At 67.7% G+C, this 11,457-nt stretch carries 8 protein-coding genes and 2 CRISPR repeat arrays; all 8 genes read left to right on the top strand.

Translation table 11 applies throughout. The features are described 5' to 3' along the window. Positions 1-27 precede the first annotated feature (27 nt). A CRISPR array of direct repeats spans positions 28-544; the repeat unit is 29 nt; unit sequence CGGACCACCCCCGCGTCGGCGGGGAAGAC. Between the two features lie 146 nt (positions 545-690). The 8 genes from cas3 to cas2e all read left to right on the top strand — a co-directional run bounded on the left by cas3 (position 691) and on the right by cas2e (position 10,849). Further along, entirely contained in the window at positions 691-3,564 is a 2,874-nt protein-coding gene (cas3, locus tag ACFW1A_RS31910; RefSeq protein WP_380415027.1) for a CRISPR-associated helicase Cas3', read from the top strand. A 628-nt stretch (positions 3,565-4,192) separates the two neighbouring features. Next, positions 4,193-5,782 carry a type I-E CRISPR-associated protein Cse1/CasA gene (gene casA / locus ACFW1A_RS31905; protein WP_380415024.1) on the top strand — a complete coding sequence of 530 codons (1,590 nt, stop codon included), beginning with the start codon at positions 4,193-4,195 and terminating at the stop codon, positions 5,780-5,782. Positions 5,783-5,824: 42 nt separating this feature from the next. Beyond that, the gene (gene casB / locus ACFW1A_RS31900; RefSeq protein WP_380415021.1) at positions 5,825-6,997 is read left to right on the top strand and encodes a type I-E CRISPR-associated protein Cse2/CasB; all 1,173 of its coding nucleotides are present in this window, start codon (positions 5,825-5,827) and stop codon (positions 6,995-6,997) included. Next, positions 6,997-8,121 (top strand): type I-E CRISPR-associated protein Cas7/Cse4/CasC, encoded by a 1,125-nt coding sequence (gene cas7e / locus ACFW1A_RS31895; RefSeq protein WP_380415019.1) that lies wholly within the window; start codon positions 6,997-6,999, stop codon positions 8,119-8,121. The genes casB and cas7e overlap by 1 nt, the downstream gene beginning before the upstream one ends. Further along, complete coding sequence (cas5e, locus tag ACFW1A_RS31890; protein ID WP_380415015.1) at positions 8,118-8,903, top strand: type I-E CRISPR-associated protein Cas5/CasD; 786 nt, start codon at positions 8,118-8,120, stop codon at positions 8,901-8,903. The genes cas7e and cas5e overlap by 4 nt, the downstream gene beginning before the upstream one ends. Next, the gene (gene cas6e, locus ACFW1A_RS31885) at positions 8,900-9,550 is read left to right on the top strand and encodes a type I-E CRISPR-associated protein Cas6/Cse3/CasE (RefSeq protein ID WP_380415010.1); all 651 of its coding nucleotides are present in this window, start codon (positions 8,900-8,902) and stop codon (positions 9,548-9,550) included. The genes cas5e and cas6e overlap by 4 nt, the downstream gene beginning before the upstream one ends. Positions 9,551-9,600: 50 nt before the next feature. Next, positions 9,601-10,518, top strand: coding sequence for a type I-E CRISPR-associated endonuclease Cas1e (cas1e, locus tag ACFW1A_RS31880; protein WP_380415007.1), 918 nt, complete (start codon positions 9,601-9,603; stop codon positions 10,516-10,518). 1 nt (position 10,519) lies between these two features. Further along, positions 10,520-10,849 (top strand): type I-E CRISPR-associated endoribonuclease Cas2e, encoded by a 330-nt coding sequence (cas2e, locus tag ACFW1A_RS31875; RefSeq protein WP_380415005.1) that lies wholly within the window; start codon positions 10,520-10,522, stop codon positions 10,847-10,849. A gap of 17 nt (positions 10,850-10,866) precedes the next feature. Next, positions 10,867-11,445: direct repeats of the CRISPR family, unit length 29 nt; unit sequence GTGCTCCCCGCCGACGCGGGGGTGGTCCG. Positions 11,446-11,457 lie beyond the last annotated feature (12 nt).

Here is an 11,457-nt window from a genome sequence, read left to right as displayed (position 1 = left end):
CTTTCGCGGCGTCCTCTGCGGGCCGCTCGGTCCTCCGCCGCGTCGGCGGGGAAGACTTCCCCTCGCCCGACGGCGCGGTGCGGACGTCCGGACCACCCCCGCGTCGGCGGGGAAGACTCCGGCAACCACCACCTGACCACGATGTTCGACGGACCACCCCCGCGTCGGCGGGGAAGACGGGTCCGACGCGGTCTCAGTCACGTGGCCGGCCGGACCACCCCCGCGTCGGCGGGGAAGACGCGTCCACGTCGTCGACGCCGAACGCGAAGTACGGACCACCCCCGCGTCGGCGGGGAAGACGTCCAGGTCACCGGGCTCCCGCGCGGCGTCGCCGGACCACCCCCGCGTCGGCGGGGAAGACTACGAAGGCCATGCCCTGGTGGTACGAGCCGTCGGACCACCCCCGCGTCGGCGGGGAAGACGGGGGGCACTCCGTGCGGAGCACGGAGGCCGGCGGACCACCCCCGCGTCGGCGGGGAAGACTTCGCCTCGATCGGGTCGCCACCGACCAGCCGCGGACCACCCCCGCGTCGGCGGGGAAGACACTTTGTGACCTGCGGGTTAGCGGTGGCTTTGCTTGTTCTTTGCAGTGGGCGAGGCCTGCTGACTGGCGTTCATAGCGTCACCGTACCGGCTGGAGTGGGCAGGATGTCGGGGGCGTGTGGTCAGCTGGGGTCTGGAGGTGGCGCGATGATGGGGCGGCACGAGGCACCGGACGAGACGGCGTGGGCGAAGGAACGGGGGCTCGACCCGGGGTATCCGCTGTACCCGCTGGTGCGCCACTTGCTCGATGCGGCTGCGATGGCCTGGTACTTGTGGGATCACTATCTGTCGGACAATCAGCAAAAGGTAATCGCTGACGGGTTCGGCTTAGGCGACGATCCCAGTGAGGCCCGTTCGTTAGTGGCGTTGTGTGCCGGACTCCATGACATCGGAAAGCTTTCGGGCTTCCAACTGTGCACCGCCCGCGGTCGGCAGCAGCTGAGCGTAGGCCTGTCCAGGGACTTGGGCAGGATCGGGGAGCAACGGATCTCGCACGATGTTGCAGGTATGGAGTGCATCCCAGCAGTGCTCCAGGCCCTCGGGTTCGACGCAGAGGACGAGAACGAGCTCGTAGAGCGTGTAGCGGAGGTCGTCGGCAGCCACCATGGGGTGTCGCACCGATTCGACTGGGCCTACGCGGAGTCCCCGGAATACCAGAAGCAGTTCGGCGGCGACACGTACGCTCGGCAGCGCGTGGCGCACGCCTCGGTAGTGTACGAGTTGGTTGGTTCGCCGCCCCAGCCGGAGAAGTTCACGGCGCCCGCAGCCGTGCTCATCACGGGGATGGTGGTTCTGGCCGACTGGCTGGTCAGCCAGGAGGACTACTTGCGACGTCGACAGCGGAAGCTCGACGCATCCTTGGACGCGCACTTTGCAAGGTCGCTCGCTGACGCGGCGGACCTGGCACGCGAAGCAGGGCTGCTCACAGTCGAGTTGACGCGGAAGGGCTTCGCCGAGTCCTACGACATCACTGGTGGACCAAACCCACTCCAACGGTCCGTTATGACCGAGCTCTCGGCGGTCGTGAAAGAGGGTCGCGCAGGGATTCTGTTGGTGACGGCCGCCCCGGGCGACGGTAAGAGCGAGACAGCACTGGAAGCCGAGCGGGTGATGTCAGCCGCCTGCGGGACGCGCGGGTTCGCATTTCTCCTGCCGACGATGGCTACCAGCGACCAGATGCACAGCAGGGTGGCCAGCGTCTTGGCTCGTCTAGGCGGCGGCGCGGGCGGCGGATTGGCATTGACGCACAGTATGGCCTGGCTGAGCGCTGCCTACGCTGACGAGGATCTCGCAGACAATGCGCGGAGGCTTGTGGGCGGCGACGAGCGATCGCAGGCGCGGGGGCGCCGTGGTCCGACGCCTGATCAGAGCGCGATGCGGCCGCCCCAGTGGCTCCGCCAGGGGAAGCGCTCGCTGCTGACGCAGTTCGCGGTCGGGACGGTGGACCAAGCGCTGATGGCGGTGCTGCCGGTCCGGCACAATGCCCTTCGCTTGCTGGCGTTGTCCGGCAAGACCTTCATCATCGACGAGGCGCACGCCTACGACCCATACATGCAAGTCCTGTTGGGGCGACTGCTGAACTGGCTCGGAGCGTACGGCGTGCCGGTGGTCCTGCTGTCGGCAACGCTGCCGGTATCGGTGAGCGACCGGTTGATCAAGGAGTACCTGCGAGGGGCCGGGCAGAACTGGGAGCAGCTCAGGAAGCAGTCGTTCAGGGCGCCGTACCCGGGCTGGCTCTATGTGGATGCCAAGACAGGCACCCGAACACCGATCTCCGATCAGATGCACGAGCAGCAGGCGAGCGAACGCCGGATGACGCTGACGGTGCAAGTTGAGGCGGTCCGCCATAGTGCCGGGGCGGGCAAGTCAGCGCGGCTGGCAGTGATCGAACAGTTGCTGGAGCCACTCTGGGTGGATGGCGGTAGCGCCCTGGTGGTCTGCAATACGGTTGCCGATGCCCAGGAGACCTATACCTGGCTGCGTGACCGCTACGCGCAACAACCTGATGGCGGGGAGGACATCCAGCTGCTGCACGCCCGGTTCCCGGCCGATGTGCGCGAGCGGCGTACCAGAGAGGTCACTGAGGGGATGGGGCGCAAGGGTGCTCGGCCGCCGCGGCGGATCATCGTGGCGACCCAGGTCGTCGAACAGTCCCTCGACCTTGACGCAGACCTGGTGATCAGTGATCTGGCTCCGCTGGCCCTGCTGCTGCAGCGGGCGGGGCGCTGCTGGCGGCACGAGGGTTGGTGGGCCGCACACGGCCGCCCTAGTGGTCGAGACCGGCCGAAGTGGGCGTCGGAGAGCGGACCCAGATTGGTTGTTCTTGATCCTCTGCAGCCGGGTGGTGCGTTGCCCGAGCAATGGAAGAGCGTCTACGCCCCGTTCCTCTTGATCGAGACATCGAAGCTCCTGGCCGAACGCGGTGAGGTTCCCCTGGAGATCCCCGGAGATGTTCAAGAGCTCGTCGAGCGGGTGCACGGCGACGTCGGGGACCGCTTCGACTGGGACGAACCGGCGAAGTCGTCGGTGTGGACGGCCTACCTCGGCGAGACCTTGGCCCAACAGGGCATTGCGGGCGCGGTGGCGATCCCGCGGGCTCAGGGAAAGGGTGCTCTGGACAGTCTGAACGCACTGCACCACCTTGGGCCGACGGACGAGCTGGAGGCCGCGACGCGTCTGGGCGCCGACTCCGTTCGACTGCTCTGCGTCTACCAGCAGGAGAACGGCACCGTCACACTCGACCTGGACGGCAATGAGGGGCTACCCGAGCCTGAAGGCGCTGACGATCGGATCCCGGTCGACCGGATCCGCGCTGTCATGGAGCGCACGATCCCGGTGAGAGCCGAATGGTTCAGGGGCGAGGAGGACGCGCACCGCCGTCCGGAGGTATGGGCCGACCATGCGCTTCTCGGCGAGCTGCTGGTCCTTCGCCAGCCGGTTCGCGACGGAGAGGTGGTACCAGTGCAGGTTCGCGGCAAGAGCCTCTTCCTTGACGACGCACTGGGCCTGGTTCGGCGTTGAAGGGTCGGGGCTCAGCCGCCATGCTGGCTGAGCCCCACACTCCCGCATCGGCGGGCAGCTCAAAGGCGTGCCGAGGCACACCTCATCATCTCGCGGTACACCCTCGCATCGGCGAGGAGGGGTGGAGTGCTCCTTGGACCGTTGTCAGCCCTCTGCGGGCAGCCGGCTCAGGCGGCGCGAATCACACCTCACTCAGACGCCGGAATGCATCGGCCACGGCCAGGAGCACCGTGCCACAAGTGGCGCTGACCTTCTGCGACGGCTTGAGGATCAAGACGGCGAGAACAACGACAGCCAGCGCGGTGACAGTTGGAAGAGCGTGAACCACTCGGACTCCTTCTGGTTGTGCGACTTGATCTGCCGATGAGCGGGTGCTCCGCGGCAGCCGGAACGGTGATGCTGCAACGGCACTGATGGTGGCAGGGACGGGAGGAGTCGACCAGGGCCGACACGCCATCGATCCACCTCATCTTCTCTCTTCTGCAAGGCATCTGACGAATATTCAGAAAAGAAGATTTCCAGCGCTCGCCCCTGGTTGTCGGTAGGGTCTGGTTTCCTGGCTTACGCACTGCAACCGATCGGCAGCGGTGCGGCATATCGTGCTGGGCAAGTGAGACCTAGAGGTGCGATGAGCAGCGGGTTCGATCTGCGGGACGAGCCGTGGATCCCGGTACGTCTGGCTGGCTCCCAGTTGCGAGTGGGATTGCGGAGGCTGTTCCAGCAGGCCCACGAGATCGAGGACTTGGAGTTGCCAGTGCCGGCCGCGGCTTCGGCGCTGCTGCGAGTGCTGGCGGCCCTAACGGCGCGCATTGGCCAGCACGACGGAGTTCCACTGGGCGACCAGTCGCTGACGGAGATGTCATCGCGGGAGTGGGGGCGCCACCGGGACCGGGTCTTGGGGGAGCAGCAGTTCGATCCAGCGGCCGTGGACGCCTACTTCGACGCCAGTGGCTGGCAAGGCAGGTTCGACCTATTTGATGATCAGAGGCCCTTCCTGCAGGATCCGAGGCTCCGCGTTGAGTGCGTCGACGCGCAAGGCCGGCCCAACCCGTCCGGGGTCAACAAGCTGGTCCTGGGCCGCCCGACCGGAGTGAACGGGGCCGTCCTGTTCGGGCACTTCACCGATACCGCGCCGGTTCCGGTGCCGGCGGCGGAGGCGGCCTGGCACCTTCTCGCCCAGCTGTACTACGGGCCGTCGGGTCAGTGCACGCCGCGGCGAATCACGGCAGACAAGCCAGGCAACGGGGACGCCGGTCCGCTGCGCAAGACTGTCTCCTTCCATCCCTGGGCCCCACGGCTGTTCACAACGCTAGTACTAGGAGTGCCGGCGCCCGGCGACGAGCCGGACGCCGACCGACCCGACCTCTGCCCCTGGGAAGAAGAACAGCTCCCGGACCCGCTCGGCCCGCTGGCCCCGCCGACCTGGCCCACCCGTCTGCTGACCGGACGCTTCCGGCACGCAGTTCTCCTCGTGCCCTCTGCGGACCGCCGGACGGTCACCGACGCGTACGTGACATGGTCCACCCATCAGCCGCCCTCCGCTGCAGCGGACCCGTACGTGATCCGCGACATGCCCAGGAAGGGCGACACTCCTTTTGCCCGTCCGGCTGACGGCCGTCGCGCCCTCTGGCGAGACCTGGATGCCCTGCTGCTGCGCACCGGTGACCGCCAGGCTCAGCGTCCGAGAATCCTCGACAGCCTGCCCTCCCGATTGAGGCAGGAGCTGCGGGTTCGTGCCTACGGATTCGACCAGGACGGGCAGCAGCGCGACAACGGCTGGTACGAGGCCACGACGCCGCCGGTACTGCGCTGGCAGCGAGAAGTGCATCCGGAGATGGCCTATTACGTCGACCGGTGCCACCAGTTCGCTGAGCAGGTCGGTGACCGCCTCGACTTCGCGGCGCGTCTGGCCTGGAGGCTGACCACGGAACCGCCGAAGGATCCAGCCGCGAAGGTGAAGCTCGATCGGAAGAAGCCGGGCCCATGGCGCGATGTGGCGATGCGTCACTTCTGGCCTGAGGCCGAGCGGGTGTTCTGGCAGTTGGTCACACCCGAGCAGTGTGACGCTTCACCGGAGCGACCGTTCGTGTCGGCGGCGCTCGACGCACTCGACGGCGCGATCGGGACCGCCGCCCGTGCCGACGTCCGGGTGGCGCGGGCCCGTTCCCGGGCTCGCGCCGCGCTCTTTGCGCTGCTGCCCTCAACGGCTGAGCAGTGACCTGGCCGTCATCCCCAGAGAGCCCCCAGGAGTCTTGCAGATATGACCGCCCTGCCCGCGTCGGCAAAGGCCGTACGCTCCGACCCAGCCCAGCCCGACTCGGACGACAGGTTCATTCGGTACGTCCTTGAGCGGTGCAGCCAAAGCAATGCTGCGCGGGCTGACCTGCGTAGTGGTCTGGGACGCCCCATGGCGGAATGCCGTCGTATGGACCCGCACCTGGCCTGGCGGCTCTCGGAGGGCATGGCAGACGAGGTCCGGTCCGCCAGGTATCAGGTGGCGGCGCTGATCGCTGCTCAACCACGCCGAGACCGTCGCCTGGTGCAGAGCGGAAGTTCGGACAGACTGCCACTGCTCAACCAGCGCCCGAACCTGGGCGCTTCCCTCGCGCATGGGGTGAGAGAAGGCGTGTTCAAGGCTGGTTCCGCCGAGGCGGAACTCCTGTGGATGGCTCGCCAGAGCCTGGACTCGCTGCGGCTCCGACTGCCTTCACTGGTGATGCCCCTGCTTGCCAAGGACGTCAACATCGACTGGGCGGTCCTGCTGGGTGACCTGAAGAAGTGGGATCGCGCGAGCAGCCACGCCGGTACCGAGTGGATTCGCAGCTTCCACCAAGTGCAGGCCCGCGATGCCGATGCCGAGAACTGGCCGTGCGATCGCGGACCGGAGCAGTTCGTGCAGCGAGTGCTGGATCTGTGCAACCGGGACAAGGGGGCGCGGGCCGACCTGCGGCGGGGTCGGGGCCTACCGGTGGCTCGCTGTCTCGATCTGCATCGCCACCTGGTGCCGCTGCTGCCCGATCAACAGCATTCCGACGACCTGCGCGCCCACTACGCCGTTGCCGCACTGATCGCCGACCGGCCGCCGTCGGCTCGTAAGCCTGCCGAGGCCGGGGCCGAGCTCGATCAGCAGCGAAGCGACCTTGGGGTGTCCTTGGCCCATGCGGCCAACAAGAAGGTCCTCAGCCCCGCCAGCGTCGAGCAGGACCTGCATCTGATCGCTCGACAGAGCGGGGACGCGTTCCACACCCGGCTGCCGGGGCTCGCCACGTTGTTGCTGTCCAAGGGCGTGACGATCGACTGGGCCCACCTCATCGACGACTTGGCCTGGTGGAACCGGGATCGGGACCGGATCGCGACCCGCTGGCTGGACAACTACTTCGCCACCCTGCGCGCACACGACGACCGCAACAGCATGCAAGGAGACAACAACTGATGTCGATGTTCCTGGACTTGAGTGCCATCCAGTCCGTTCCCGTGGCCAACCTGAACCGCGACGACCTCGGCTCGCCGAAGACGGTCCGCTACGGCAACGCCACGCGCATCCGGGTATCGAGCCAGTCCTGGAAGCGCGTGATCCGCACCGGCGTCGAGGACGACCTCGGGGAGAAGGCGGCCCGCACCCGGCTGGTTCCCCTCAAGGTCAAGGCCGCTCTGGAGAAGGCAGGATGGCCTGCCGATCTGGCAGATTTCGCCGGCCGGCAGGTCGCGGCCAGTGCGGGTAAGAAGGGACTGGGCGTCGAGAACGCCGGTCACACATCGGTCCTCCTCTTCCTGCCGGAGGCCGGAGTCGAGGACCTGGTCGCGGTCTGTGAAGAACACCGCCCCGCATTGGAGAAGGCGCAGGGAGCGGCCAAGCCAGGACAAGTCCTGCCCAATGCCAAGGTCGAGGAGATCCTCAAGCGGCGTACCGCGTCGATCAGCCTGCTTGGACGGATGCTCGCCGAGCTGCCGGGGGCCAACGTCGACGGGGCGGCCGGGGTCGCGCACGCGTTCACCACTCATGCCAGTGAGCCGCAGCGCGACTACTTCACTGCAGTCGACGACTGGCTCGGCGAAGCCGAGACCGGCAGCGGCCACCTGAACACCAGCGAGTTCAGTTCCGGCGTCTTCTACCGATACGCCACGGTCAACATCACCGACCTGCTGAGGAACCTGGAAGGCGACAAGGACGCGGCCCGCACCGTTCTGGCCTCCTTCACCGAGCAGTTCCTCCTGTCGCTGCCACAGGCGAAGAAGAACAGCACCGCCCCGCACACCCTGCCCGACCTCGCATACCTCGCTGTGCGCAATAAGCGGCCGATCTCGCTGGCCGCAGCCTTCGAGACTCCGGTGCGAGCAGACACGAGCGGAGGCTTCTCCGGGCCCTCGCGCACGGCACTTGCCGACTACGCGAAGGCCATCAACCGCCTTACCGGAAACCGCGACCGGACGTTCCACGGCTACACGGCGATCACAGAAGAGCCGTTCGTCGGACTCGGAACGTGCCACGAGTCGCTGTACGACCTCGCCGACGCCGCTCTCGCCGCTGCCCTGCCCCAGAAGGAACAGTCGGCGTGACCGGATTCCTGCTCCGACTCGCCGGACCGATGCAGTCCTGGGGTGAACGCTCGCCGTTCAACGCCCAGCGCGACAGCGCCCCGTTTCCCACCCGATCCGGGCTGATCGGAATGTTCGCAGCAGCTGAAGGACTGCCCCGTGGAGCGGACTTGGGCTGCTATCGTCAGCTGGAGTTCACGGTTCGCATCGACCGGCCCGGAGTGGAGCTGGTCGACTACCACACCGCCGGCGGAGGCCGCCCCAAGCACCTGACCGCCGCGACCAGCGCCGGCGACCACAAGGGCGAGGCCGTCGTCACCCGGCGAACCTATCTGGCTGATGCCGTCTTCGTCGTCGCCGTCAGCGGGCCCGAACCTGACATCACGCGTATCGCCGCTGCACTTCAACGCCCCTACTGGGCGCCGTACCTGGGGCGACGCTCGTGTGTGCCCGACGAGCCTCTCCTGCTTCGGGCCCACGTCGAGGATCCGGTCGACGAACTGCGCCGGCGAGTGCCGCTCTCCGTCAACAAGCCCCGCCATCGCCGTGGCCAGCCAGTACCCGAGACGATGCCCGTGGACTTCCTGTGGGAGTCCCGACAAGGTCAACCGACACCGGGGGAAGTCATCGTGAGCATCAATGACAACCCGAACAGCTTCGCGCAGCATGGCCGCGGCTACAGCAAACGGCAGATCACCCGCACCGAGGAGCAGTTGCCTACCGGCCTGGCTACGGAAGACGACTCGGCCCCCCTCTACCAGCGCCTGATTGCCTACGCCCAGAACCAGGAGGCCACCGCGTGACACCCGGTGCGACCCTTGCCCGAATCCGCCTCAACACCGCGAGTCGCGAAGTCCAACGCGACCTGCGCGACGCCACCCAACTCCACAGGACGCTCATGCGCTTGGTCCCCGACGACCTCGGTGCAACCCCTCGCCACGACACCGGCCTCCTCTACCGAGTCGAGCAGAACGCCCGTGATACCACCATCCTGGTCCAGGCAACCTGCCAACTGGCACCCGAGCGCCTTTCTAATAGTTACGGCCAGGTCGACATCAAGGACCTCGAACCCATGCTCCGCGCGATGCGTGCCAACCTGGCAGTTCGGTACCGGATCGTACTCAACCCGGTCAAGCGTGAACGGCTGCCCCTGGACAAGAAGAACCAGCGCGGAAAGGTGATCCCGCTCAGCGGAGCGGAGGCTGACCAATGGTGGGCTCGTCGCGCCACTGAGGCCGGGCTCCATTTGCGCACACTCCAAGCCACCCCGCTCAACTCGCCTATGCCGCGGCGCGAGGCCCCGCGGATCAGACACAGTCTCATCCGCTACGACGGCACCGCGACGGTCACCGACCCGAAGATGCTGACCCTCTCGCTACTTGCCGGCATCGGCCGCGCCAAGTCGTACGGCGCCGGACTGCTCAGCCTGGCACCCGCGCACGTTTCATGAGCCGGCGAAGCGACCCCGCCTCGGCGCGGTTGGCCCGACCTACGCTCGCCATGCTGCCCAAGATCGCTGACTCGTTGTCCTTTCTCTACCTGGACATCGTCCGCGTCGTGCAGGACGACACCGGCGTATGCGCTCAGATCGCTACAGCACAGGGCACGGACGTGGTCTATCTGCCGACGGCCTCGCTCTCCTGCGTACTCCTGGGACCCGGGACGTCGATCACCGCACCCGCACTGAGCACTCTGGCCCGGCACGGCACCACCGTCGTGTGCGTCGGAGCGGGAGGAGTGCGAGCCTACGCCGGTATCCTCCCGGACTCCCTTACCACTGCCTGGCTTGAGGCCCAGGTACACGCGTGGGCAGACGAAGGCCGTCGCCTCGACGTCGCCAGCCGCATGTACGAGAGGCGCTTCGGGACGGAGGTGCCCGACGGTACTACCCTGCAGCAACTACGCGGCCTCGAAGGCCAGCGCATGAAAGCGCTGTACAAGATCCTCGCTGACCAGCACGGCATCGGCCGTTTCCGCCGAATCTACGATCCGAGGCAGTGGCACGCCCAAGACCCAGTCAACCTCGCCCTGTCGGCAGCGAACACCAGCCTCTACGGCATCGTGCACGCCGCCGTGCTGGCGATGGGCTGCTCACCCGCGCTCGGCTTCGTCCACACCGGAAAGCAGCACTCCTTCGTCTACGACGTCGCGGACCTGTACAAGGCCCAGACCACGATTCCGCTGGCCTTCGCCTTGCACGACAGTCCGCAACCGGAACAGGACGCCCGACGGCGACTGCGTGACGAACTACGACTCATCAAGTTGCTGCCGCGAATTGTGCGGGATGTACAAGGGCTCCTCACCCCAGACCTAGACTCCGCCGAGCAAGACGAGCGCAGAGACATTCCCCTCGTCAACCTCTGGGACCCGGAGGCCGGCCCTCTTCCTGCCGGTACCAACTACGGCAACCGGGGCTGACGTGCCCTCGATGACCGTACTTGCCACCACCGCCGTACCTCCGTCCCTGCGGGGCGCCCTGAGCCGCTGGACTGTCGAGGTTGTCCCGGGCATCTTCGTCGGCACTCTCTCCGCTCGTGTTCGCGATGAACTCTGGTCAGCAGTTACCGCGGTCGTCGGCGAAGGCGCCGCGGTCCTGATCCACCCTGCCCCCACAGAACAAGGATTCGCGCTCCGCACCGCCGGCAGCAGACGCCGCGTGCCCGTGGACTTCGATGGCCTGACCCTCATCCGGATGGCTGCCCCTCAAGCGCCGAACATGCTGGCAAAGAACGAGCAAAGGCCTCGCTGAGCCGCAGGTCACGAAGTGTGCTCCCCGCCGACGCGGGGGTGGTCCGCATTTCGTAGAATCCGAGATTGTGCACCGATTGTGCTCCCCGCCGACGCGGGGGTGGTCCGCGTCCCGCGCCGCCTCGCGCCCGTCCCCGGGCGTGCTCCCCGCCGACGCGGGGGTGGTCCGGCCGACCGCCTCGGCGGTCTGGCGCAGCGCCTGTGCTCCCCGCCGACGCGGGGGTGGTCCGGCAACCGGCAACGACGACCTCGGCCAGCTCCTGTGCTCCCCGCCGACGCGGGGGTGGTCCGTCTCCGACGCCCTCGACATCGCCCAGGCAAGCGTGCTCCCCGCCGACGCGGGGGGTGGTCCGGCTCGGTGAGGGGCGGCAGGAACCGGGTCGCGGTGCTCCCCGCCGACGCGGGGGTGGTCCGGCCCCGCCATGACCACCGCCCTGCAGCCCACCGTGCTCCCCGCCGACGCGGGGGTGGTCCGGCGCGGCCGACCGCGGCCGAGCGCCCGGCCGCGTGCTCCCCGCCGACGCGGGGGTGGTCCGAACCGGCAGTGCATCAAGTGTCCCCGGTCCGTGTGCTCCCCGCCGACGCGGGGGTGGTCCGCGCGGGGCGAGC

The organism is Kitasatospora sp. NPDC058965 (assembly GCF_042741245.1).
Lineage (GTDB): Bacteria > Actinomycetota > Actinomycetes > Streptomycetales > Streptomycetaceae > Kitasatospora.
The sequence above is the reverse complement of the archived record's forward strand: the minus strand, read 5'-3'. Positions and strand labels throughout refer to the sequence as shown.

Excerpts from the sequence above, each read along its gene's own strand:
- casA (WP_380415024.1), top strand. The coding sequence starts at position 4,193 with ATGAGCAGCGGGTTCGATCTGCGGGACGAGCCGTGGATCCCGGTACGT.
- cas1e (WP_380415007.1), top strand. The coding sequence starts at position 9,601 with ATGCTGCCCAAGATCGCTGACTCGTTGTCCTTTCTCTACCTGGACATC.
- cas3 (WP_380415027.1), top strand. The coding sequence starts at position 691 with ATGATGGGGCGGCACGAGGCACCGGACGAGACGGCGTGGGCGAAGGAA.
- cas7e (WP_380415019.1), top strand. The coding sequence starts at position 6,997 with ATGTCGATGTTCCTGGACTTGAGTGCCATCCAGTCCGTTCCCGTGGCC.
- casB (WP_380415021.1), top strand. The coding sequence starts at position 5,825 with ATGACCGCCCTGCCCGCGTCGGCAAAGGCCGTACGCTCCGACCCAGCC.